This window comes from Pseudomonas sp. F9001 (assembly GCF_013385435.1).
Taxonomy (GTDB): domain Bacteria; phylum Pseudomonadota; class Gammaproteobacteria; order Pseudomonadales; family Pseudomonadaceae; genus Aquipseudomonas.
This window is the reverse complement of sequence record NZ_JACAPX010000046.1, coordinates 1-21,705: the sequence shown is the minus strand read 5'-3', so window position 1 is coordinate 21,705 and position 21,705 is coordinate 1. Positions and strand designations below refer to the sequence as shown.

Genomic DNA, 21,705 nt, shown 5'->3' with positions numbered 1-21,705 from the left:
GTGCCCCGGGGTTGCGAATCTCGCTGCATCGAAACCTGGCTTGATGGCATTCGCCATTGCAAGAGGACTCAAGTGCAATGATTTCTGCCGTGCAACGACGTTTTGCCAACCTCGGTATGGCCAAGAAACTGGGCTTGGGCTTTGCCCTGGTACTGCTGTTGACGGCATTGGTGGCCGCGATTGGCGTATGGTCGCTGCAAACCGTTGGCCAGCGCTTCGAGGGCCTTAAAGCCATGTCGGCGCTCAACAGCGGCTTGCTCAAGGTGCGCTTGATCGAGCAGGACTACGCGTTGCATGCCGACCCCAAGTCGGTGGACGCCTTGCACGAAAGTGTCGACGCGTTGGCGGCCCAGGCGGTAATTCTCAAGGCCCAGTCGCCTGCCAATGTCCCGGTGATGAGCGACGTCGAGCAGGCGCTGGCGGCGTATCGCAAGGCGTTCGATGAGTTTGTCGAGCTGACCCAGACCAAGGACCTGGCGCTGGAAATGGCCAGTTGGTCGGTCTCCAGTGTCGCCAACAACCTTGATGTGTTGCAGGCCGGGCTGGCGGACGACGGCGCCTATGGCCTCAAGGAAAGCCAGGGCAAGGAAGGTGCCGAATTCATCGAGCAGGCGGGGCAGGTCAGCCAGGTCTCGCGCCTGATGCTGCAGGCCATGAACGAAGCGCACGTGCGCCTGGACCAGAGCCGCAAGGGCGATGACGAGAACGCCGAGCAGGGCAAGATCGAGCAGGCCGATCAGGCCCTGGCCCAGGTCGAACAGCTGAAAACCACCGTCAAGGATCCTGGCTACCAAACCGTGCTTAACGAAGTGTCCGGGCATATCGCGGCCTTCAGCGAAAAACTCGGCGAATACACCGGGCTGCTGGCCCAGGAAAAAGTCGTCTACAAGCAGTTGCACGAACGTGCAGCCGAAGTGGTCACCCGGGTCAATCAGGCCTACGACGCAGAAGACCTGTCGATGCAGGCGCAGTTGAAGAAAAGCGCGTTGCTGATCATCGGTTCTTCGGCGTTGGCGTTATTGGTCGGGCTGATTGCCGCGTGGATCATCACCCGTTTGATCGTTGCACCGCTGCGCAGCGTGATTGCAGTGGCCCAGCAGATTGCCGCCGGTGATCTCAGTGGCCGCATGGAAGTCAGTCGCCGGGACGAGATGGGCCAGTTGATGCTCGCGATGCAACAGATGAGCAGCGGCCTGAGCAGCATGGTCAGCGGGTTGCAGGCGGGTATCGAGCAACTGGCCAGCTCGGCCCATTCGCTGTCCAGCGTCACCGAGCAGACCAATATCGAGGTCAGCAGCCAGAAGGAAGAAACCGAGCAGGTGGCCACGGCCATGAACCAGATGACCGCCACCGTGCACGATGTGGCGCGCAACGCCGAAGAAGCGGCCCAGGCGGCGCAGACGGCGGATGACAAGGTCGACAGCGGCCAGCAGGTGGTGCGCCAGAGCTTGCAGCGTATCGAGTTGCTGGCCAGCTCCGCGACCTCCGCCAGTACCAGCATCGAAAGCCTGAGCGCGGAGATCCAGACTATCGGTACCGTCCTTGAGGTGATCAAGAGCGTGGCCGAGCAAACCAACCTGCTGGCGCTGAATGCGGCCATCGAGGCAGCGCGGGCGGGCGAGCAGGGCCGCGGTTTTGCCGTGGTGGCCGACGAGGTGCGGGCGCTGGCCAAGCGCACCCAGCAATCGACCGAGGAAATCGAACGGTTGGTGAGTACCTTGCGCAGCGCTGCGCAGGCTTCGGTGCAGCAGATCAGGCAGAGCGGCGAACTGGTCAAGCTGGCGGTCAGTGATGCCCTGGAAACCGAAAGCGCCCTGGGCAGCATCGCGGCGGCGGTGTCGTTGATCCAGCAGATGAACCAGCAGATTGCCGCAGCGGCCGAAGAGCAAAGCTCGGTGGCCGAGGAAATCAACCGCAGCGTCACCAGCATCCGTGCGAGTGCCGATCAATCGGCGTTGAGCATGCAGGGCAATGCAGCGTCGAGCATCGAGCTGGCGCAGTTGGGTACGGAGCTTAAGGGGATGGTCGGGCACTTCCGCCTTTGATCACCGCAGGCCTGCGGCGATCAAAGGGCAGGGCGGTCAGGCGTTGTTGGCCAGGAAGGTCAGCAGCGCTTCGTTGACGAAATCGGGGTTTTCCCGGCTGGAGATATGCCCGGCGTGCGGAATCAACGTCAGCGCGCAGCCGATCAAGGCCGCCATTTCTTCTGATTCGGCCGGTGGGCGTGGCTTGTCCTGCTCGCCACACATCACCAGGGTGGTGTCGGTGTCGAGGCGCGCCAGTTGTTCCAGCACATCCGCGCGGCTGAAGATAATCCGGCCCAGGGGCACGATGCTGTGCACCAGGCGCTCCTTGGGGAAGGCCTGCAGTGCGTTGCGGAAATCCTGGTACAAGGCCGACTCCCGGTCGATACCGGGACGGAAGAAGATCGGCGCCACCACATCCAGCAGCGGTTCCGGAATGGCGCCGGCGTCTTCGATCATCTTGAACAGCGAAAAGTAGTATTGGCGAGTGGCTTCCGGCTCGGCGCCCAGGTGCGTGTCCATCAGCACCAGGCTGTTGACCCGCCCGGGTGCCAGCAGCGCCAGGCGTGCGCCCCACATGCCGCCGACCGACAAGCCCACGAGGTTGACCTGGGCAATGTCCAGGTGATCCAGCAGCGCCAGGTGCTGGCGTGCGAGGTCGTCCAGGGATGCAGTGTTTGCAGGCAGTGCGCCGGACTCGCCGTGGCCCCAAAGCTCGGGGACGATCACCCGGTACTGTTGCGACAGCGCTTCGATCTGCGGCGCCCACATCTGGCTGTCCCACAGGTAGCTGGAACCGAGGAGAACGGCCGGGCCGGTGCCCTGGTCGAGGTAATGCAGCGGTTGTCCATCGATGAGCACGACAGGCATGGCGAAGCCCTTTTCGTTAACGGAGAGAGGGGCCTTTTTTACGCTATTCGAGGGGAAGGGGATAGGTGCAGAGTGATGGCATGTGGCGAGCGGGTTTGCCGCCCACCACAATGGCAGGGGATCAGTCGTAGATGGCTTTCTTCTTCCAGTCGGCGTCCGCATCCACCACTTTCAAGCCTTCGGTCAATTCGTTGACCTCGTCTTCAGCCGGTTCAAGGTTGGACAGCACCATGGAGTTGGCGCGCGCCAGCTGTTTCTCGAGCAATTGCAGCTGCTGGCTGTACACCACCGGCTCCGGTTGCTTGCGCAGGTACTGCACGCCGCGTTCGAACGCCAGGCGAGCCTGGCCCGGCTGGCCTTGTTGCAGCGCGTGCTGGCCCAGGTTGTTGAAGAACTCGATGTGCAGCAGCACCAGGATATGGCGAATTTCCTTGATCCAGTGCTTGGCTTCATTGGTCGGCAGGAAACCGTCCTGGGCCGCTCGGGTCACCTGGCCATGCAGTGCTTCGAGCAGGAAACGTACATCCTTGGCCTTGGCTTCGGTCTGGATCGGGCCGGGCGGGTTGTTCACCGGAATCGATTCGCCCTGGGCCACCAGCGCGTTGAGTTCAGTGATGCGTGCCTTGAGCGACGCATTGGACTTGTCGAGGTTCAGCAGGCGCTGGTTGACGTTGAGCTCCAGGCGGGTCAGCAGCAACTTGAGTCGCGGCGTCATCAACTGGCCAGGGAAGGTCTCGGTGATTTCGCCGCAGCGGCGTAGCCGGTCATTGAGTTCGATCCGGGTCCGGTTCTTTTCCAGCTTATTGTTTTCCACCACGTGGTTCATGTAGCCAATGGCGATCAGTATTACGATCCCGGCTATTACCAGCAGGGTGATCATGAGTGGTGTCACCGGTGTGACCTCTTTATGGGGTTTGCATTGAAGTGTAGTGACTGGTGCAGTGACCGGATAGGACTGAGCGACCAGTTGCGTCAGTAGTTTCTTCTATATAGCGGGGCAGTCCCTGCGTAGATGCACATTGCCATCATTTGCTGTGGCGAACTATAGCGCCTTGTGGAACGCCAGAATATAGGCGCCAAAGCCTGGACGGCGAGAAACCCTTGCAACCCCCGTAAACCACGGCGAAGTCATTGATTTAAATAAATTTATCCTTGGGGGTTGACGACCTCCCAATCCATCCATAGAATGCGCGCCACTTACAGCGTAAAGCACACAGCGAAACGCGGTAGGGAGTGAATGTTGTACGTGTGTCCCCTTCGTCTAGTGGCCTAGGACACCGCCCTTTCACGGCGGTAACAGGGGTTCGAGTCCCCTAGGGGACGCCATATGCGGGAATAGCTCAGTTGGTAGAGCACGACCTTGCCAAGGTCGGGGTCGCGAGTTCGAGTCTCGTTTCCCGCTCCAAATTTAAGCAGTGTTGCCCTCGGGCGGCACTGAGTGAAACCAGGGCGTAATCTTCGGATTTAATCTCTGGGCACTGAAATACACACCATGTGTTTCAGTAGCGTGTCCCCTTCGTCTAGTGGCCTAGGACACCGCCCTTTCACGGCGGTAACAGGGGTTCGAGTCCCCTAGGGGACGCCATTTGCGGGAATAGCTCAGTTGGTAGAGCACGACCTTGCCAAGGTCGGGGTCGCGAGTTCGAGTCTCGTTTCCCGCTCCATATTTAACGAAAACGCCGATCAGCAATGATCGGCGTTTTTGTTTGTGGGTTTTTTGTGAGCCGGAGTGCAATGCCCCGGCCCACGTTGCGTTTGTACCGCTAGAAATTATCCATCGCATGGCACATCGATAGCCTTCCCGATGGCGTCGGTTCAATCGGACTCCATCGTTCGGCACCTTTCGGCAGCTCAGCAAGCTCGAATGAGCAACTCCCGGACATTGATGCTCGCACCATGTAGTCCATGCCGGGCTTGGGGATAAAGGTCATGGTGTTGAAACATTGCCGGCCATATTGCGGCAACCCAAGGTAATGAAAGGCAATGGGCGTGTTCGCCGGAATCACCTGTTCGGACGACACCGCACCGTCCCAGGTGTAAATCGGCCCCGGCATCCCCAGGCTTGCGCCATTGCGGTCGGCGAAGCCGGATTTGGCGGACACCATCACGCCTGCTCCGGGAACATTCCAGTCCAGGCAATCGCGCCCGGGCACTGCGCGCACCATGCCGTCGCTGATAATGCGCAAGCGCGCCGTCTCGGCAGACGGTGGCGCTGTATAGGCGGTGTTGAGGGAGCGGACGTTATATACCTGGCCACAGCCGCTGAGAAGAACCAGGAACAGGGCGGGAATTACACGTAAGGTTCTCATGGCTGGCGGCAGTTCTGGCTGACCGACAGATGCGGCGCGGGCTCAAGCTTGACCATCTGCAAGCCATTAGCACCCTGGAAGATAAAATATTTGTTGCGACAATCCTTAAACGTCTCCGAGTAACCTTCAGCCCGGAATGCTTCCCCGTCGATCTCCCTGGTCACCGTATTGTTGCTGCTGACCACGGCGAGCACCTGCTCATAGCTCTCGCCCATCTTCACCCCGGGCTCACCGGTGGTGGTCATCGAATTGGCGCAGCCGCCAAGCCCGATGGCCGCCCAAACCAGCGCGGCACCGTACAGTCCACTGCGTGTGTTGTTCATCCCTGCTCTCCCTCCATGAGTTATGCAGGGTTGGTCAGCGCAAAGGCGAAAAAGTGCAACCTGGATATCTGGCAATGTGATATTGCCCGCAAAGCCATGCCATTTGCGGGCAACAGCTTAAGGTTTGCCCGGATGCGGCTGCGGGTACTCACTCGTCACTTCCAGTGCCTTGGCGTACGGCCCGTCCCACAGCTGTTCGTGTAAATCTCCCACGCGCTTGGCCATCGCCTCACTGCGCATCACCACTTCCAGGTTGCGCGAGTTATCGAAATAACCCCCCAGCCAGTTACTGGTGCCCACCCACGCCACTTGCCCGTCGATTTCCATGGTCTTGCTGTGGATCACCCGCGCATAAGGAATGAATCCTTGCTTGGCCTCGGGCAGCGTGACGATCTTGACCTCGACATTCGGCAGCACCGCCAGGCTTTTCAGGTACGGCAATTCCAGTGCTTCGGTGTTCCAGTTGGATACCATCAACTTGATCGAGACCCCGCGCGCTGCCGCTGCACGTACTGCATTGTCGATCATCGCGTAGTAAGGCCGGGTTCTGTCAGGTCCATAGGACAGCGGCGCGTAGTCCAGCAGTTGTACGCGCACTTCCTTTTTCGCCTCGCCCAGCAGACGTGGCAGTTCCAGCTGCGAATCACCCACACCCGGCGGGTTGTAGCGCTGGGGGCTGGCTACCAGGTAGTTGCCGGTGCGTGCCGGTGTGGCGCCTGTGGCGGGCAGGGCAACAGGCTGGTTGTCGGCCAACGCAGCCTGGGCCTGCCAGTCCTGTTCAAAAATGGCCTGGGTCTGGGCGACGACATTTGCATCACTGATCAACAGCCCGGTTTCGTGGATATGCTCCAGCGAACGCCAGTCGAAGTTCTGGCTGCCGATAAACGCCTGCTTGCCATCCACAACCATATACTTGGCGTGGATGATCCCGCCACTCAGCTTGCCATAGGGCAGGATGCGGAAGGTCAGGTTGGGAATGGCTTTCAGGCGCTCCAGGGTCGAGGCTTCCGACAGCCGCACGCCTTTTTCTTCCAGCAGGAAGCGAATTTTCACCCCGCGTTTGCCGGCGGCTTCCAGGTGTTCAATCACCTTGTCCATCACCGAGCCAGGATGGTCGGCCGCGTAGAACTGGCCGATGTCGATGCGGCTTTTCGCGCCGTCGAACAGCTGGATCCACACGGGGCCGGGCTGGCGCAGATCGGCGGTGCCAAGTTGGGTGTCCACTGGCACGGTGTGTACCAACTCAAATCCCGGAATTGAAAAGTCCGCCTGGGCAAGCGGACTGAGGAGCAGGCCTGCAAGGCCGGCGATACGTAATTTCAGCGATATGGACATAGGCGTCTCATCGGGCAAAAAAAGGGCGGGCGCATGATGCGCCCGCCCCGGGAAGGTCACGCAGTGCGGGTGTGCAGCGGGGTCGGTACCAGGTGCGGCACTTCACCCTGCACGCGGGCACCGGTTGCCGCGCGGATCAGCAGGATTTTCAGCTGGTCGTTGATGCGCTCCAGGCTGTCCTGGAAGAAGTTGTGGAACACCACGCAGAACAGCGCGATGGCGATACCCAAACCCGTGGCGAACAGGGCCGTACCGATACCACCGGAAATCTGGCCCGGGTCGGACACACCGGCACTGGCCAGCGCCTTGAAGGTGTCGATGATGCCGAGGATGGTCCCCAACAGGCCGAGCAGCGGCGCGGCGGTGGTGATGGTTTCGATGATCCACAGGCTGCGGGACAGCGGCGCGCGGGTCTTGAGGTACTGGGTTTCGATCTCGTCGTCCAGGTCCTTGCGCGAACCATGGGACGCCTTCTGCGCCAGGATCGGCAGCACCATGCTCAGCGGCAGGCTGTCACGGCGAGTCAGGTTTTCCGGCAGGTCGCGTTCGCTGTGCACATTGGCGCCCAGCACTTCGGTCAATGCACGGGCCTGGCGGCGCACGTAGGCGAAGTAGATGCCACGTTCGATGGTGATGAAGATTGCAATCGCCAGTGCGGCGTACATCACATAAAAGGTGATTTGGTGAAGCAGGTTCATGTCCATGATGCTGAGCCTCGCAGTTAGAAATTGGCTTCCAGGGAAACGGTGACGGTGCGGTCAAGCCCAACGATGTAGGCCGGGTCGCCATCGCGGAAACCGCTGTAGCTCGCCGAGTTGGTCTTGGTGGTGTACACGCCGTCCAGGTACTTCTTGTCGAACAGGTTGTCGACGTTCAGGCGCAGGGTTGCGTCCTTGACGACTTTCTTGTCCACCGGCAGGTAGATACCGGCGCCGAGGTTGAAGATGGTGCGGGCGGAGATGGCTTCGTCGTTGGTCAGGTCGCCATAGAGCTTGCTGGTGAACTTGCCGCCGAAGGTGCCGTAGAAGCGCCCGTCGTCATAGCCGATGTTGGCCGCCAGCATGTTGGTCGGCACGTTGGCGAACTGCTTGCCGCTGGTGGGCAGCACGATCGGCTTGCCGGCGCTGTAGACGGTCAGGTCGTCCTGCTGCTTGGAGCTGGTGTAGGTGTAGGAGGTGTAGTAGTTGAAGTTGTGCGGCAGCTTGCCGCTCCACTCCAGTTCCAGGCCTTTGTTGATGACGGTGCCGGCGTTGATGTCGGCGGAATCACCGTTGCTGTCCAGGGAGGTGAGCTGGCGATTCTTGAACTGCATGTAGAACAGGGTCGCGGCGAGGGTGCTGTCTTCGCCGGTGTAGCGCCAGCCCAGTTCCTGGTTCCAGCTGAGTTCCGGCTTGGAGTCGAGGGAGCCGACGCCTTTGTCGTACAGCACGTAGTTCTGTGGAATACGCATGTTGCGCGACAGGCTGTAGAACAACTGGTCACGCTCGTCGAGCTGGTATTTCAGGCCGGCGTTGGGCAGCAGTTTGTTGTAGGTCTGGCTGGCCTTGCCGGGTTGCTCGGTGAGGCTGCCGTGGTTGGTGCCGTCACGCTCGACGTTCATGTAGGCAATGCCCGCGATCAACGTCCAGTCCGAGTTGATGTACCAGGTGTCCTGGGTCCAGACCTTTTGCGCCGGCGTCACGGTGTAGCGGTCGCGACCCTGTACGGTGTTGCCGTTGGCGTCGACCACGGAGTTGCCGTCGGGCCAGGTATCGCTTGGCTTGCCGTTGTTCTTGAGGGCAATGAACGGTTGGGTCTGGCTTTGGCGGGCGCGTTCATACCAGTAGCCGAATTGCAGGCTGTGGTCGCCCAGGTCCCAGTTCAGCTTGGTGGTGATGCCCGGGCGCCAGGTCTGGGTGCGCGAAGGGCGGTAGTAAACGCCGGTGGTCGCGGAACCGTCGGCGTTGTATTGAGCCTGTGTCGGCAGGTTGCCGAGGTCGAAAACGCCGCCCTTGTTCGAGCCACTGTTCAGCGCATAGGCCGAGGAGCCCACGCCGCTGCCGTTGCCGTAGTAGTAATACGGGATCACCGAGAGGGACAGGTTGTCGCTCAGCTTGTACTGGGTGTTGAGCACGGCGGTAAAGGTTTGGAACGGGTTCTGCGCCAGGTCGTAGTAGCTGCTGACCTTGCCGTTGGCGCCCACCGCCGGTGTCGCCGGGTACGGGTCGTACTTGCGGCCGTACTGCTGGAACTGTGCCTTGGTCAACTGGCTGTAACTGTTGTTGTCCTGCTCGTGGTACTTGAGGATCAGGTTGGCGGTGTTGCCGTTGCCGGCGTCGAAGAAGCTGTTCCACTCCACCTTGTCCGCACGTACGGCACCCGAGCCGCGCCACATCTGGCCTTCGGTGTGGGAGGCCGACAGCCAGTTGCTCAGGCCGTTGACTTCACCGGTATTGAGGCGGGCGAAGGTCTTGCGGGTGGCGTTGCTGCCGACCACTTGCTTGACGAAGGCACCGGTTTCCTTGGTGGGGCGAATGGTCACGATGCCGATGTTGCCGCCGCTGGAACCGATGTGCGGGCCGTCGGCTTCCGACGAGCCCTGGGTGACGAAAATCTGGTCGATGTTTTCCGGGTCGCCCAACAGGTTGGAGTACAACGCGTAGTTGCCGGAGTCGTTGATCGGCATGCCGTCCACCGACATACCGACCTGGTCGGAGTTCATGCCGCGCATGGTGAAGCGGAAGCCCGAGAGGCCGGTGTTGTCTTCACTGGAGATGTTCAGGCCCGGGGTGTACTTGAGCTTGTCGATGGCGTTGCCGGTGGCCGTCTGTTTGTCCAATGCTTCCTTGGTGATGGTCGAGCGGCCCTTGGCGCTCTCTTCCTGGACCATGTAACCGCCCCCAGCGGTTGCCTTGCCCTGTACCCCAATAGTCCCGACGTCACTGTCGCTGGTATCTGCCATGACCACTCCATGGGTCATGCTCGTCGCGGCAACGAGTGCCAGATGAATCCGGGTGAACTTCATCACTGTCGTCCTGGTGGTGTGTGCTTATTGCACGCTGTAGTTGAAGGTGGCGGTGAAGCGCTGCTCGTTACGTCCACCGAAGGCTTGTTCGGGGAACGGTTTCACCTGCTTGATACGGCGCAGGCTGTTGGTGGCGGCCCGGTTGAGCAGCATGCTCGGCGCCGGGGTCTGGATCCCGGAGTCGAGGACGCGGCCTTGGCGGTCCACCATTAACCAGACCACCACCTCGCCACTCGGGCGTTCAAGGGACGCCTGGCGCCCGGTGGGGTATTGCTTGTAGCTGTCCAACTCGTTGCGCAAGCCCTTGAGGTAGCCGCCTTCCAGTGCCTGGCCGTCGACTTTCGGCGGCGCCGGTGGCGCAGCGGGTGCTGGCGTGGGAGCGGGAGCGGCTTGCACCGGCTTGGCGGCCACCGGAGCTGGCGCAGGCACAGGCGTTGGCTTGGCGACCACGGGCTTGGGCACCGGTTTTGGCTTGGGCTCAGGCTTTGGCAGTGGTTTGGGGATCGGCTTGGGTGGCGGAGGCGGAGGGGCAGGTTCGGCCTCCTCGTCTTCGATCACCGGCGGCGGTGGCGGCGGTTCTTCCACCACGGGCTCGGGGACCACTTCCGGCTCGGGCTCCACCAGCGCGAGTTCAACCGCCGACTCGTCGTACTGCGGCTGGATCTTCAGGGGTTGGGACTGGATACCCAGTGCAATCAGCACCAGGGCGATCAGGGCCGGGACACTGCCCAGCAGCCGACGCGCACGAAACAAGGCATACATGATCAGGACTTTTTCGTGGCGATGGAGACAGAGGTAAAGCCACCCAGGCGCAGGGTGTCCATCACCTCGACCAGGCGCGACACTTCCACGCCTTTGTCGCTGTTGACGATGATCGTCGACTTGGTGTCTGGCTTCTCGCCGGTCTTGAGTGCAGGCACCAGCGCGTCGACGGTCAGGTCCTTGCCATCGAGCTGCAGCTGACCTTCCAGGCCCAGGGTCAGGATGAATTTATTTTGCGGCTTGAGCTGCTGTGAACTGCTGGCGCTCGGCAGCTGAGTCTTCATGCCCAGGGCCGGAATCACGTTCAAACTCACCAGTACAAAAAACACCAACAGGAACATCATCACGTCGATCATCGGGATCAGTTCGATGTGTGCCTTGCGTTTTTTGGGTTCATCCCAAGTTCTCATTCCGCTACCCCGCAGTTGATTAGGGGCGACACGCTAGCAACCAAAAATGACCGAATGGTTAACTTTAATTTAAGCTTTTAAGGCTCTAGGACGCGTCTTACAGACGACTCGTGGGTCTATTTATCTACGTAATGAAACTGACACGACGCGGGTACATTCTTGGAGAATTTATTTCGCGAGTCCCCCTGCATGAGCATTGCACTGCCGCATTTATCCACCCCGCGACTGCTGTTGAAGCCTCTGCAAAAGGAGCAGGCCGAGACGTTGTCGGTGCTGGCCAACGATCCCGATATTGCGAACAACACGGCTGCGATTCCATCGCCTTACACCTTGGAAACCGCACACGCCTTTATTGATGGCCAGGCAGAGAATTACCGCTCGGGGCATTCACTGGGGCTGGGGATTCATCTGCGGGAAACTGGCGAATTGATCGGCGTGATCAGTCTCAGATTATCTGCTGCTCATCGAAGTGGGCATCTCGGGTATTGGGTGGCCGCCCATTCTCGAAGCCAGGGTTATGCCGCCGAAGCAGCGGCGCAGATCATGGCGTTTGGGTTCAGCGAATTGGCGCTGCAGCGTGTGGGCAGCCAGTGCTTTGCTCGTAACAAAGGGTCCGCTCGGGTCATGGAAAAAATTGGCTTGGGTTACGAAGGGTGCATGAAGGGCGCCTTCCTCAAGAATGGGGTGCACGAGGACATGTTGTTGTATGGCCTGGTGCGTGCCGATTGGAAGGAGCGCAGTTGATGAGTGTGAATCACGATCGCCGTCGCGTACTGGGCGGGCTTGCAGTTGCCACGGCGTTTTCGATCCTCAGCCCGTTTGCCCGTAGTGCAGGCATCGACTATCCCTTCACCCTCGGTGTGGCGTCAGGCGATCCATTGCCCGATGGTTTCGTGATCTGGACGCGCCTCGCGCCGCTATTCAATGCCGCCGACGGTCGGGGTGGCCTGAACCGAGCGGTGCCGGTGCGCTGGAAGGTGGCCCGCGATGCAGCGATGACGCACGTTGTGCGCCAGGGCGAGGTGATGGCCAGCGAGCGTTTCGCCCATTCGGTGCATGTGGAAGTGAGCGGGTTGGAGGCGGGTCGACCTTACTGGTACCAGTTCGAGGGCCTCGGTGCGCAAAGCCCGGTGGGCCAGTCGCGCACAGCGCCGGCGGTGCATGCCATGGCATCGGCGCAGTTGGGTTTTGTCTCCTGCTCCCATTGGGAGCGAGGCTACTTCAGCGCCTATCGGCATTTGGCCGCCGAGCAGCCTGACCTGGTGTTTTTCCTCGGGGATTACATCTATGACAGTTCCTACGCGGCTGATTCCGGCAAGGTCATTCGCCCCCACGGCAGCGGCAATGCGTTGAATCTGGTGGATTACCGCAACCGCTACGCCCTGTACAAGACCGATCCGGATTTGCAGGCACTGCATGCTGCGGCGCCCAGTGTGGTCACCTGGGACGATCACGAAGTGCAAAACGACTATGCCAGCCAGTGGTCCCAGGACCCGAACATCCCGGTGACGAGTTTTCTCAAGCAGCGGGCGGCGGCCTACCAGGCCTTCTACGAGCACATGCCGCTGCGGGCCAGCAGCCTGCCGCGCGGGCCGGACATGCGCCTCTATCGGCGTTTGGACTACGGCCGGCTGGCGCGTTTCCATGTGCTGGATGGGCGTCAGTACCGCTCCGAGCAGCCATGCATCCTGGCCAATGGCAGCCACAAGGGACATGTGGCCGCGAACACCTGTGCTGACCTGCGCGATCCCCGTCGCACCATGCTCGGCTGGGAGCAGGAGGCTTGGCTGGATCAGGGTTTTGCCGAGTCCCGGGCACAATGGAACGTGATCGCCCAGGACCTGTTGGTCGCGCCGCTCACGCAACGTGACCTGACCAACCACAAGCCCGGCCGCTGGACCGATGGCTGGGATGGTTACATGGCCAACCGTGAGCGGATGCTTGCGTCGATGGTGCGCAGAAAGGTGAATAACCCGGTGTTCTGGGGCGGCGATATTCACTCGTTCTGGACGACGGACCTGCACGCTGACGCAGGGAATCCGGATTCGCCCGTGGTCGCGACCGAGTTTGTCGGCACGTCGGTGACGTCTGACGGGCCGCCATTTGATGCGTTCAGTGCGATCCTGCCCCTCAATCCCCATGTGAAGTTTTTCGACAGCCGCCAGCGCGGCTATGTGTCGGTGGCGCTTGAGGAGAGGAATATGCTGACGAACTTCCGGGTGATTTCCGATCCCCGGGATCCGAACGCCAGCGTCTCGACCCTCAAGTCGTTCGTGGTGGAGCCGGGCAGGGCGGGGGCGATTGCGGTTTAGTCAGTTCAGGGTATAGCGCACCGACAATGCTCCCTTTTTCTCGGAGAGGGCCAGGATCGTCACCTGGCCCACGTCCCCCAATGCCTGCACGTGCGTGCCGCCGCAGGCATAGGCCGGCAGGTCGCCAAAACCCACTTGCCGCGTACCGTCATCCAGGGCCATATGGCGCGGCAGGTTGGCGGCGATCCATTGGTCGACTTGCCGCTGGATCGCCTCGGCGTCCATGGCCTGGGCCGAGGTGCCGCGAATAAAGGTGATCTTGCCTTCGCCCGGCCAGTGATGAGCCTTGATCGGCATCCAGCCCAGGGTTTCACCGGCATTGCCGATCAGATGCCCGGCCGAGTGCAGGCGCGTGTGCAAGGTGCGGCGGTCTTCATCGACGCGTGCCTGGATCACGCCGGGAGCCACGGGGCGGTCTACGTAATGCACGACATGATCGCCTTCCTGCACCACCTTCAACACCTGGCTTTCCCCGAGCCAGCCGGTGTCGGAGGGCTGGCCGCCACCTTGTGGATGGAAGATTGTGGACTGCAGGATTACCGCAAACTGGTTATCAAAAGGTGTGCATCCCAGCACTTCAAGTTCGGCATTCAGGTGGTCATGGGTAAAAAACAGGCGCTGGGTCATCATTTATATCCGCATCAGGGTTTCTAACCGGCAGTATAAGAAGTGCGCCAATGGGTGATAATCCGTTCAAATCTCAATGGACTTGTGCGTCATGAGCATCAATCTTCCCTTACCGCTGCTGGGCGAAATGGCGATTTTCGTCAAGGTGGTGGAAACCGGCAGCTTCTCCGAGGCTGCGCGCCAACTGGGAGCATCACCGTCCTCCGTGAGCCGCAGCATCTCACGCCTGGAAAAGGCCCTGGCGACTCGCCTGCTGCAACGCACCACGCGCAAGTTGCGCCTCAGCGAAGGTGGCGAAGAGGTGTTCAAGCGCTGCCAGGAAATGGTCAGTGCTGCGCGGTCGGTGATGGAAATCAGCGGCCAATACACCCATGAAGCCGAAGGGCTGGTGCGGGTCAGCGTGCCCAAGGCGGTAGGGCGTTTTGTGGTGCATCCGCATATGCCGGAGTTTTTGCGGCGTTATCCCAAGGTCGACGTGCAGTTGATCCTGGAGGACCGGCATGTGGACCTGATTGACGACAATGTCGACCTGAGCATCCGCATCACCGACAGCCCGCCGCCGGGGTTGGTGGGGCGCCAGTTGCTGCCGATCGAGCATTTGATCTGCGCCACGCCGCGGTACCTGGCGGAGCATGGTACGCCGCAGCATCCCCATGATTTGCTGGAGCACAGTTGCATCTACCTGGGTGAGACGCCGGGGGATGCGCGCTGGAAGTTTCGCCAGGGCAGCAAGGCGGTGACGGTGGGCGTGCGCGGGCGGTATGCGGCGAATCACACAGGCGTGCGGCTGGATGCGGTATTGCAACATGTGGGGATTGGCAGCTTGCCGTATTTCACGGCGCGGCATGCGCTGGAGGCGGGGGAGGTGGTGCAGGTGTTGCCGGGGTGGGATTTCATTGCGTCGTACCACGGGGATGCGTGGCTACTGCATTCGCCGACGCGGTACCTGCCGCCGAAGTTGCGGGTGTTTATTGATTATCTGGTGGAGTGCATGGCCAAAGAGCCGACGCTGAAGAAACGGTAGGAATACAGTTTAAATGTGGGAGCGGGCTTGCTCGCGAATGCGGTGGTTCAGTCACCTAAAATATTGACTGAACCATCGCATTCGCGAGCAAGTCGAACCGTCGCACCGCCGCTCCCACATTTGATCTGCGTTAGCCCTGAGATCAGTGCTTGGGCTGGTCATTGGACATGGCCAATAACTGCTTTTCCTGGTTCCAGTCGAACGGTTCGTCGTTCTGTTCAGCTTCGAAGCGACGTTCTTCCAGGGCCTGGTACAGGTCCAGCTCGTCGTCGGGCATGAAGTGCAGGCAGTCGCCACCGAAGAACCACAGCAGATCGCGTGGCACCAGGTGAGCAATTTGCGGATAGCGCAGGATGACCTGGCTCATCATGTCCTGGCCCAGGTACTGGCTTTCGATCGGGTCGATGGGCAGCAAGGCGCGCAGTTCATCGAAGCGCTCCAGGAACAGGAGGTGGCTTTCCTCGGGAACCTGTTCGGCTTCGCCGACGGCAACCAGGATGCTGCGCAGGTGGTCGAGCAAGACGAGATGATCGGCAACGACATTGGACACGAGATAAGTCCTCAAGAGCAAAACGGGCGCGAGAGTATATAGCTCAAGCGCCCGTTTTTATATGACCGCTGGGATCAGCGGACTTTTCCCTCAGCCTGGCTCAGCTCTTCCTTGCTGAAATCATCCACGTCGATCACCTTGCGTCGCGCCGCTTCAGCGTCACGCAGGGTCTGCGCCTCGGCCGGTTGCAGCACGCCGGCATGCAGCGCGGCATCGATGGCGTGTTCGCCCGCGGTCGGTTTGACCTGGCCGCTCTTGAGGCCTTCGTGGAGTTTTTTCTGCAACGGATGGCTGTCGGCCAACAGGTCGTAGGCATGTTGCAGGGCGCCCACCGGATCTTCTGCGGACTGTGGGCGATAGCAGCCAGCCAGCACCGCTTCCAGGGTCGGGTCACCCTTGGCGCGACCAAGCACTGCGGCCACCTCGGCATCCAGCGCATCGGACGGGCCTTTATGACGGCGGCCGAACGGGAACACGATCACCCGCAACAGACAACCCAGCACCTTGCTCGGGAAGTTGGTCAGCAGTTCATCCAGTGCACGCTCGGAGTGGCCAAGGCTCTCTTCCATGGCCCAGGCGAACAGCGGTTCCAGGTGGTCTGGCGAATCCAGGTCGTGATAACGCTTGAGTGCAGCCGATGCCAGGTACATGTGGCTCAGCACATCACCAAGACGTGCCGACAGGCGTTCGCGTCGTTTCAACTCGCCGCCCAGCAGCATCATGCTCAGGTCCGCCAGCATCGCAAACGCCGCGGCCTGACGGTTGAGTGCGCGGAAATAGCCCTGGCTCAGGCTGTTGCCCGGAGCCTTTTCGAAGTGACCGAAACCGAGGTTCAACACCAGGGTGCTGGCGGCGTTGCTTACGGCAAAGCCGATGTGCTGCAGCAGCAGGCCGTCGAATTCCTTCAGCGCCTGGTCATGGTCTTCGCGACCGGCCAAGGCCATTTCCTTGAGTACGAACGGATGGCAGCGAATTGCGCCCTGGCCGAAGATCATCAGATTGCGCGAGAGGATATTCGCGCCTTCCACGGTGATGAAGATCGGCGCGCCCTGCCAGCTGCGGCCCAGGTAGTTGTTGGGGCCCATGATGATGCCCTTGCCGCCGTGTACGTCCATCGCGTGGCTGATGCATTCGCGGCCGCGTTCGGTCAGGTGGTACTTGAGGATCGCCGACAGTACCGAGGGTTTCTCCCCCAGGTCGACCGCGTTGGCGGTGAGCATCCGCGCGCTGTCCATCAGCCACGCGTTGCCGCCGATGCGGGCCAGGGCTTCCTGGATGCCTTCAAAGGCCGCCAGCGGGACGTTGAACTGCTCACGCACCTGGGCGTACTGGCCGGTCACCAGGCTGGTGAACTTGGCCGCGCCCGTTCCGACGGCAGGCAGGGAAATCGAACGGCCTACCGACAGGCAGTTCATCAGCATCATCCAGCCCTTGCCGAGCATTTCCTGGCCACCGATCAGGAATTCCAGCGGAATGAAAACATCCTTGCCGGAGTTGGGGCCGTTCATGAACGCGGCGCCCAGTGGCAGGTGGCGGCGGCCAATTTCAACGCCCGGGGTGTCGGTGGGGATCAGTGCGAGGCTGATACCGAGGTCTTCTTTGTCGCCCAGCAGATGATCCGGGTCATGGGCCTTGAAGGCCAGGCCGAGCAAGGTCGCTACCGGGCCGAGGGTGATGTAGCGTTTTTCCCAGTTCAGGCGCAGGCCGAGGGTTTCCTTGCCTTCCCATTCGCCTTTGCAGATCACCCCGGTGTCGGGCATGGAGCCGGCATCGGAACCGGCCAGTGGGCCGGTCAGGGCAAAGCACGGGATATCGTCGCCACGGGCCAGGCGTGGCAGGTAATGGTTGCGTTGTTCATCGGTGCCGTAGTGCAGCAGCAATTCGGCCGGGCCCAGGGAGTTGGGGACCATGACCGTGGAGGCGAGGTCGCCGCTGCGGGTCGCCAGCTTCATCGCGACCTGGGAGTGGGCATAGGCGGAGAAGCCTTTGCCGCCGAACTCCTTGGGGATGATCAGGGCAAAAAAGCCATGCTGCTTGATGTGTTCCCAGGCGGCGGGGGGCAGGTCCATGGCCTGGCCGATTTCCCAGTCGGTGACCATGGCGCACAGTTCTTCGGTAGGGCCGTCGATGAAGGCTTGTTCTTCTTCAGTCAGTTGCGCCTTGGGATAGGCCAGCAGCTTGTCCCAGTCGGGGCGGCCGCTGAACAGCTCGCCGTCCCACCATACGGTGCCGGCGTCGATGGCATCGCGCTCGGTCTCGGACATCGGCGGCAGGACTTTCTGGAACCAGTTGAACAGCGGCGCGGTGAAGTACTTGCGGCGCAGGTCCGGCAGCAGCAGCGGGGCGGCTACCACGGCGATCAGTACCCAGAAGATCAGCAGCAACCAGCCTGGTGCGTGGCTGAAGGCGCCCATCGCCAACAGGTAGACGGCGACCACGCCGATGGCGGGCAGGGGCGCGATGCGCCGGTGCGCCAGGTAGGCAATGCCCACCACCAGAACCAGTATCCACAACAACAGCATATTCAATCCTCCGTGAAACCAGGTGCGAAATCACCTCAGAGCTTAGTCGGCATCCGAACAAGCGGGGTGACGAGGGTGTTACGTGGTGTGCCAGGTCGAATCACCACCAGGCGCCGACATTTGGCCGAATCGTCGTTATCGCAGAGAGCAGGCCTGTGGTTAGACTCAAGGCTTGCCTCGGAGATCAACCTCATGAATGCGTACTTGAATCCCGGCCGCTTCATCGATAGTGACCACCCTGCGGTGGTGGAGTTCGCCGAAAAACATCGCGGTTCGAGTGCCGCACTTCGTGACCAGGCAGTCAGTCTTTACTACGCTGTGCGCGAGGCGGTGCGCTATAACCCCTATACCTTCAGTCGCGACCCGCAAACCCTCAGCGCGAGCTTCGCACTGGCGGCCGGCGAGAGTTATTGCGTGCCCAAGGCAACATTGCTGGCGGCGTGCGCAAGGCACTGCGGGATCCCGGCGCGCATCGGCCTGGCCGACGTGCGTAACCACCTCTCGACGCCCCGTTTGATCGAGCTGCTCAGAAGTGACGTATTTGCCATGCATGGCTATACCGAGTTGTATCTGGACGGCCGTTGGGTCAAGGCCACGCCGGCGTTCAACCAGCAACTGTGCGAACTGTTCGATGTGCCGCCGCTGGATTTCGATGGCATTCATGACAGTGTTTTCCACGCCTTCAACCGCAAGGGCCAGCGCTCCATGGAGTACGTGGTGGACCATGGGCAATTTGCCGAGGTGCCCGAGGAATTCTTCTTCGCCCACATCCAGAAATGTTATCCGCACCTGTTTGGCGAGCAGATGCCGATCCTGCTGGGGGACATGCAGAGTGATTTAAGCCGGACGTGATCCGGCGTATGCTGCCCCGGCATTTATCCAACCATCTTTTTCAAAATCGGGGCGGTCATGCTGAAAATCTGGGGTCGTAAAAATTCGTCAAATGTCAGGAAAGCACTGTGGTGCGCCGAGGAGCTCGGCCTGGACTATGAGGCAATTGATGCGGGCGGGGCTTTTGGTGTGGTCGACACGCCGCAATACCGCGCGCTGAACCCCAATGGCCGGGTGCCGATGATTGAAGATGGCGACTTTGTGCTGTGGGAATCCAACACCATCGTGCGCTACCTGGCCGCCAAACATGCGCCGGATTCGAACTGGTACCCCAGCGAGCTGCAAGCCCGGGCCAACGCGGAAAAGTGGATGGACTGGACCACCTCGACCCTGGCCGAACCGTTCAAGACCGTGTTCTGGGGCGTGCTGCGAACCCCGGCTGAAAAACAGAACTGGGACACCATCAACGCCGGTCGCCAGGCCTGCATCGACGTTTTGCAGACGGTGGATCAGGCCTTGGCCACGCAACCTTACCTGTCCGGCAGCGAGATCGGCATGGGCGATATTCCCTTGGGCAGCTTCATTTATGCCTGGTTCGAAATGCCCATCGAACGCCCGTCGATGCCTAACCTGGAAGCCTGGTACCAGCGGCTGCGCCAGCGTCCGGCCTATCAGAAATCGGTCATGACCGCGTTGACCTGATACCGACTATTAATACGGGTTACTGTACTTGTGCGGCGCGGACAAGCACCATGCTTGTCACGCGCAGCCGTTGTATTCCGTGCGGTCTGCCCTCATGTAACAATTCTATTCCTCTTCTTTGGTGCGTAATCCGATATGAGTTCCGCTCTGTCCATCCGGCAGCTAACCAAAACCTACGGCAACGGTTTCCAGGCCCTGAGTGGTATCGATCTGGACGTCGCCGAAGGTGATTTCTTCGCCTTGCTCGGCCCCAATGGCGCCGGCAAATCCACCACCATCGGGATTCTCTCGACCCTGGTCAACAAGACCACCGGTACGGTGAACATCTTTGGCAACGACCTGGACAAATCCCCGGCGGCGCTCAAGCGCAGCATCGGCGTGGTGCCCCAGGAGTTCAACTTCAACCAGTTTGAAAAGACCTTCGACATCGTCGTGACCCAGGCCGGTTACTACGGCATCCCGCCGAAGATCGCCAAGGAACGCGCCGAGCAATACCTCACGCAACTGGGCTTGTGGGACAAGCGCGACGTGCCTTCGCGTTCCCTGTCCGGGGGCATGAAGCGCCGCTTGATGATCGCTCGCGCCCTGGTTCACGAACCGCGCCTGCTGATCCTCGACGAGCCGACGGCGGGCGTGGACATCGAGCTGCGTCGTTCGATGTGGACGTTTCTCACCGAGCTGAACCAGAAAGGCATCACCATCATCCTCACCACGCACTACCTGGAAGAGGCTGAGCAGCTGTGCCGCAACATCGGCATCATCGACCACGGCACCATTGTCGAAAACACCAGCATGCGTAATTTGCTGAGCCAGTTGCACGTCGAGACCTTCCTGCTCGACCTGAAAAACGACATGACGGTTGCGCCCCAGTTGATCGGCTACCCGAATCGCCTGGTGGACAGCCACACCCTGGAAGTCCAGGTGGACAAAGCCGTGGGCATCACCGCGCTGTTTGGCCAACTGGCTACCCAGAACATCGAGGTGCTGAGCCTGCGTAACAAAACCAATCGCCTTGAGGAGTTGTTTGTGTCCCTGGTGGAGAAAAATCTGGCGAAGGTGGCGGTATGAGTTCGGAACTGCAACCCAACCTTGTCGCGCTGCAGACCATCGTTTATCGCGAAGTGAAGCGCTTTACCCGGATCTGGCCGCAGACCTTGCTGCCGCCGGCGATCACCATGGTTTTGTACTTCGTGATCTTCGGTAACCTGATTGGTCGGCAGATTGGTGATATGGGTGGATTCACCTATATGGAGTACATCGTGCCAGGGTTGATCATGATGTCGGTGATTACCAACTCCTACGGCAACGTGGTGTCGAGCTTTTTTGGCAGCAAGTTCCAGCGGTCCATCGAGGAATTGATGGTGTCGCCGGTGTCTCCTCATACGATTTTGATCGGCTACACCCTGGGCGGTGTGCTGCGCGGGTTGATGGTTGGGGTGATTGTGACGTTGCTGTCGCTGTTCTTTACCCATTTGCAGGTGCATCACCTCGGGATCACGCTGTTGGTGGTGGTGCTGACGGCGACTATCTTTTCGTTGCTGGGGTTCATCAATGCGGTGTTTGCGCGCAACTTTGATGATATTTCGATTATTCCGACGTTTGTTCTTACGCCGCTGACGTATCTGGGTGGGGTGTTTTATTCGATCACCTTGCTGCCGCCGTTCTGGCAGACGGTGTCGTTGGCTAACCCGGTGTTGCATATGGTTAACGCGTTTCGCTATGGGATCCTGGGCGTTTCGGATATCAAGATCAGTGTGGCGATCACCTTTATGCTGGTGGCGACTGTGGTGCTGTATGTGGGGTGTGCGCGGTTGCTGGTGAGTGGGCGTGGGATGCGCACCTAAGCGTTGATATGTGATGAAAGACGGCCTCCAGATGAGGCCGTTTTTTTTGGCGATTGGTTTGAGTACATATCCGTTTTTTCGGTAACGGCCACCTATGGTTCCGCTCTTACAGCGGCTCACTTTGGAAAAGCCCCAAAGTAAGCAAAGGGCTCTGCCCCGCCTGTCGGCGCCTCGCTGTGGCTCGGCGTTCCCTCACTCCGGCACCGCGAAGCGGGCCGCCGCGACGGGCCATCCATGGCCCGGCGCGGCTAAACCG

The 21,705-nt window shown here is 60.5% G+C and carries 20 protein-coding genes, 4 tRNA genes and 1 pseudogene; 13 read left to right on the top strand and 12 right to left on the bottom strand.

Annotation, left to right across the window (positions count from 1 at the left end; translation table 11 throughout):
• Window positions 1–77 precede the first annotated feature (77 nt).
• Together HX818_RS31580 and HX818_RS31575 are read left to right on the top strand one after the other, a co-directional pair.
• A pseudogene (locus HX818_RS31580) lies at window positions 78–1,184 on the top strand (HAMP domain-containing protein); the annotation flags it as partial.
• Complete coding sequence (locus HX818_RS31575) at window positions 1,164–2,045, top strand: methyl-accepting chemotaxis protein (protein ID WP_371315662.1); 882 nt, start codon at window positions 1,164–1,166, stop codon at window positions 2,043–2,045. The pseudogene HX818_RS31580 and the gene HX818_RS31575, both read left to right, overlap by 21 nt.
• A gap of 36 nt (window positions 2,046–2,081) precedes the next feature.
• Here the strand turns inward: HX818_RS31575 and HX818_RS29035 are convergent, their stop codons facing one another.
• Entirely contained in the window at window positions 2,082–2,894 is an 813-nt protein-coding gene (locus HX818_RS29035) for an alpha/beta fold hydrolase (RefSeq protein WP_177021214.1), read from the bottom strand.
• A gap of 121 nt (window positions 2,895–3,015) precedes the next feature.
• On the bottom strand, window positions 3,016–3,774 hold the full coding sequence (locus HX818_RS29030; RefSeq protein WP_003217193.1) for a hypothetical protein: 759 nt from the start codon (window positions 3,772–3,774) through the stop codon (window positions 3,016–3,018).
• A 370-nt stretch (window positions 3,775–4,144) separates the two neighbouring features.
• Between HX818_RS29030 and HX818_RS29025 the strand changes: the two genes are divergently transcribed.
• The 4 genes from HX818_RS29025 (at window position 4,145) to HX818_RS29010 (ending at window position 4,558) form a co-directional block, all read left to right on the top strand.
• Window positions 4,145–4,220, top strand: a tRNA-Glu gene (locus tag HX818_RS29025).
• 3 nt (window positions 4,221–4,223) lie between these two features.
• A tRNA-Gly gene (locus HX818_RS29020) sits at window positions 4,224–4,299 on the top strand.
• A 104-nt stretch (window positions 4,300–4,403) separates the two neighbouring features.
• A tRNA-Glu gene (locus HX818_RS29015) sits at window positions 4,404–4,479 on the top strand.
• A gap of 3 nt (window positions 4,480–4,482) precedes the next feature.
• A tRNA-Gly gene (locus HX818_RS29010) sits at window positions 4,483–4,558 on the top strand.
• 99 nt (window positions 4,559–4,657) lie between these two features.
• Here the strand turns inward: HX818_RS29010 and HX818_RS29005 are convergent.
• The 7 genes from HX818_RS29005 to HX818_RS28975 all read right to left on the bottom strand — a co-directional run bounded on the left by HX818_RS29005 (window position 4,658) and on the right by HX818_RS28975 (window position 11,037).
• Window positions 4,658–5,203, bottom strand: coding sequence for a hypothetical protein (locus HX818_RS29005; RefSeq protein WP_008431270.1), 546 nt, complete (start codon window positions 5,201–5,203; stop codon window positions 4,658–4,660).
• Complete coding sequence (locus HX818_RS29000) at window positions 5,200–5,526, bottom strand: hypothetical protein (RefSeq protein WP_177021213.1); 327 nt, start codon at window positions 5,524–5,526, stop codon at window positions 5,200–5,202. The genes HX818_RS29005 and HX818_RS29000 overlap by 4 nt, the downstream gene beginning before the upstream one ends.
• Before the next feature lie 117 nt (window positions 5,527–5,643).
• Window positions 5,644–6,861 carry a phospholipase D-like domain-containing protein gene (locus tag HX818_RS28995; RefSeq protein WP_177021212.1) on the bottom strand — a complete coding sequence of 406 codons (1,218 nt, stop codon included), beginning with the start codon at window positions 6,859–6,861 and terminating at the stop codon, window positions 5,644–5,646.
• A 56-nt stretch (window positions 6,862–6,917) separates the two neighbouring features.
• On the bottom strand, window positions 6,918–7,565 hold the full coding sequence (locus tag HX818_RS28990; RefSeq protein WP_003217203.1) for a MotA/TolQ/ExbB proton channel family protein: 648 nt from the start codon (window positions 7,563–7,565) through the stop codon (window positions 6,918–6,920).
• Between the two features lie 17 nt (window positions 7,566–7,582).
• Window positions 7,583–9,865: a TonB-dependent receptor gene (locus tag HX818_RS28985; RefSeq protein WP_008431274.1), complete on the bottom strand. Its 2,283-nt coding sequence runs from the start codon at window positions 9,863–9,865 to the stop codon at window positions 7,583–7,585.
• A gap of 24 nt (window positions 9,866–9,889) precedes the next feature.
• Entirely contained in the window at window positions 9,890–10,627 is a 738-nt protein-coding gene (locus HX818_RS28980) for an energy transducer TonB (RefSeq protein WP_177021211.1), read from the bottom strand.
• Window positions 10,628–10,629: 2 nt separating this feature from the next.
• Window positions 10,630–11,037, bottom strand: a complete 408-nt coding sequence (locus tag HX818_RS28975) for a biopolymer transporter ExbD (RefSeq protein WP_177021210.1) — start codon at window positions 11,035–11,037, stop codon at window positions 10,630–10,632.
• A 189-nt stretch (window positions 11,038–11,226) separates the two neighbouring features.
• On the opposite strand from HX818_RS28975, the gene HX818_RS28970 reads away from it, so the two are divergent.
• Both HX818_RS28970 and HX818_RS28965 read left to right on the top strand, forming a co-directional pair.
• Window positions 11,227–11,781, top strand: coding sequence for a GNAT family N-acetyltransferase (locus tag HX818_RS28970; RefSeq protein ID WP_003217211.1), 555 nt, complete (start codon window positions 11,227–11,229; stop codon window positions 11,779–11,781).
• Window positions 11,781–13,349, top strand: coding sequence for an alkaline phosphatase (locus HX818_RS28965; protein WP_177021209.1), 1,569 nt, complete (start codon window positions 11,781–11,783; stop codon window positions 13,347–13,349). The genes HX818_RS28970 and HX818_RS28965 overlap by 1 nt, the downstream gene beginning before the upstream one ends.
• Here HX818_RS28965 and HX818_RS28960 read toward each other — a convergent pair whose 3' ends face one another.
• Complete coding sequence (locus HX818_RS28960) at window positions 13,350–13,976, bottom strand: alanyl-tRNA editing protein (protein ID WP_177021208.1); 627 nt, start codon at window positions 13,974–13,976, stop codon at window positions 13,350–13,352. It abuts the gene before it with no gap.
• 91 nt (window positions 13,977–14,067) lie between these two features.
• Here HX818_RS28960 and HX818_RS28955 point away from each other — a divergent pair, with 91 nt between their 5' ends.
• The gene (locus HX818_RS28955; protein ID WP_003217218.1) at window positions 14,068–15,000 is read left to right on the top strand and encodes a LysR family transcriptional regulator; all 933 of its coding nucleotides are present in this window, start codon (window positions 14,068–14,070) and stop codon (window positions 14,998–15,000) included.
• A gap of 142 nt (window positions 15,001–15,142) precedes the next feature.
• Here HX818_RS28955 and HX818_RS28950 read toward each other — a convergent pair whose 3' ends face one another.
• Entirely contained in the window at window positions 15,143–15,550 is a 408-nt protein-coding gene (locus tag HX818_RS28950) for a PA2817 family protein (RefSeq protein WP_003217220.1), read from the bottom strand.
• A 74-nt stretch (window positions 15,551–15,624) separates the two neighbouring features.
• The gene (locus HX818_RS28945; RefSeq protein ID WP_087695358.1) at window positions 15,625–18,072 is read right to left on the bottom strand and encodes an acyl-CoA dehydrogenase; all 2,448 of its coding nucleotides are present in this window, start codon (window positions 18,070–18,072) and stop codon (window positions 15,625–15,627) included.
• A 192-nt stretch (window positions 18,073–18,264) separates the two neighbouring features.
• On the opposite strand from HX818_RS28945, the gene HX818_RS28940 reads away from it, so the two are divergent.
• The 4 genes from HX818_RS28940 (at window position 18,265) to HX818_RS28925 (ending at window position 21,449) form a co-directional block, all read left to right on the top strand.
• Window positions 18,265–18,924: a transglutaminase family protein gene (locus HX818_RS28940; protein WP_102369633.1), complete on the top strand. Its 660-nt coding sequence runs from the start codon at window positions 18,265–18,267 to the stop codon at window positions 18,922–18,924.
• Window positions 18,925–18,981: 57 nt separating this feature from the next.
• Window positions 18,982–19,605 (top strand): glutathione S-transferase family protein, encoded by a 624-nt coding sequence (locus HX818_RS28935; protein WP_003217226.1) that lies wholly within the window; start codon window positions 18,982–18,984, stop codon window positions 19,603–19,605.
• A 135-nt stretch (window positions 19,606–19,740) separates the two neighbouring features.
• Window positions 19,741–20,673 carry an ABC transporter ATP-binding protein gene (locus HX818_RS28930; protein ID WP_003217227.1) on the top strand — a complete coding sequence of 311 codons (933 nt, stop codon included), beginning with the start codon at window positions 19,741–19,743 and terminating at the stop codon, window positions 20,671–20,673.
• Window positions 20,670–21,449 carry an ABC transporter permease gene (locus tag HX818_RS28925; protein WP_003217229.1) on the top strand — a complete coding sequence of 260 codons (780 nt, stop codon included), beginning with the start codon at window positions 20,670–20,672 and terminating at the stop codon, window positions 21,447–21,449. Before HX818_RS28930 ends, HX818_RS28925 begins: the two co-directional genes overlap by 4 nt.
• The last annotated feature ends 256 nt before the right edge of the window (window positions 21,450–21,705 follow it).

Excerpts from the sequence above, each read along its gene's own strand:
- HX818_RS31575 (WP_371315662.1), top strand. The coding sequence starts at position 1,164 with ATGCTCGCGATGCAACAGATGAGCAGCGGCCTGAGCAGCATGGTCAGC.
- HX818_RS29035 (WP_177021214.1), bottom strand. The coding sequence starts at position 2,894 with ATGCCTGTCGTGCTCATCGATGGACAACCGCTGCATTACCTCGACCAG.
- HX818_RS29030 (WP_003217193.1), bottom strand. The coding sequence starts at position 3,774 with ATGATCACCCTGCTGGTAATAGCCGGGATCGTAATACTGATCGCCATT.
- HX818_RS29005 (WP_008431270.1), bottom strand. The coding sequence starts at position 5,203 with ATGAGAACCTTACGTGTAATTCCCGCCCTGTTCCTGGTTCTTCTCAGC.
- HX818_RS29000 (WP_177021213.1), bottom strand. The coding sequence starts at position 5,526 with ATGAACAACACACGCAGTGGACTGTACGGTGCCGCGCTGGTTTGGGCG.
- HX818_RS28995 (WP_177021212.1), bottom strand. The coding sequence starts at position 6,861 with ATGTCCATATCGCTGAAATTACGTATCGCCGGCCTTGCAGGCCTGCTC.
- HX818_RS28990 (WP_003217203.1), bottom strand. The coding sequence starts at position 7,565 with ATGGACATGAACCTGCTTCACCAAATCACCTTTTATGTGATGTACGCC.
- HX818_RS28985 (WP_008431274.1), bottom strand. The coding sequence starts at position 9,865 with ATGAAGTTCACCCGGATTCATCTGGCACTCGTTGCCGCGACGAGCATG.
- HX818_RS28980 (WP_177021211.1), bottom strand. The coding sequence starts at position 10,627 with ATGTATGCCTTGTTTCGTGCGCGTCGGCTGCTGGGCAGTGTCCCGGCC.
- HX818_RS28975 (WP_177021210.1), bottom strand. The coding sequence starts at position 11,037 with ATGAGAACTTGGGATGAACCCAAAAAACGCAAGGCACACATCGAACTG.
- HX818_RS28970 (WP_003217211.1), top strand. The coding sequence starts at position 11,227 with ATGAGCATTGCACTGCCGCATTTATCCACCCCGCGACTGCTGTTGAAG.
- HX818_RS28965 (WP_177021209.1), top strand. The coding sequence starts at position 11,781 with ATGAGTGTGAATCACGATCGCCGTCGCGTACTGGGCGGGCTTGCAGTT.
- HX818_RS28960 (WP_177021208.1), bottom strand. The coding sequence starts at position 13,976 with ATGACCCAGCGCCTGTTTTTTACCCATGACCACCTGAATGCCGAACTT.
- HX818_RS28955 (WP_003217218.1), top strand. The coding sequence starts at position 14,068 with ATGAGCATCAATCTTCCCTTACCGCTGCTGGGCGAAATGGCGATTTTC.
- HX818_RS28945 (WP_087695358.1), bottom strand. The coding sequence starts at position 18,072 with ATGCTGTTGTTGTGGATACTGGTTCTGGTGGTGGGCATTGCCTACCTG.
- HX818_RS28940 (WP_102369633.1), top strand. The coding sequence starts at position 18,265 with ATGAATGCGTACTTGAATCCCGGCCGCTTCATCGATAGTGACCACCCT.
- HX818_RS28935 (WP_003217226.1), top strand. The coding sequence starts at position 18,982 with ATGCTGAAAATCTGGGGTCGTAAAAATTCGTCAAATGTCAGGAAAGCA.
- HX818_RS28930 (WP_003217227.1), top strand. The coding sequence starts at position 19,741 with ATGAGTTCCGCTCTGTCCATCCGGCAGCTAACCAAAACCTACGGCAAC.
- HX818_RS28925 (WP_003217229.1), top strand. The coding sequence starts at position 20,670 with ATGAGTTCGGAACTGCAACCCAACCTTGTCGCGCTGCAGACCATCGTT.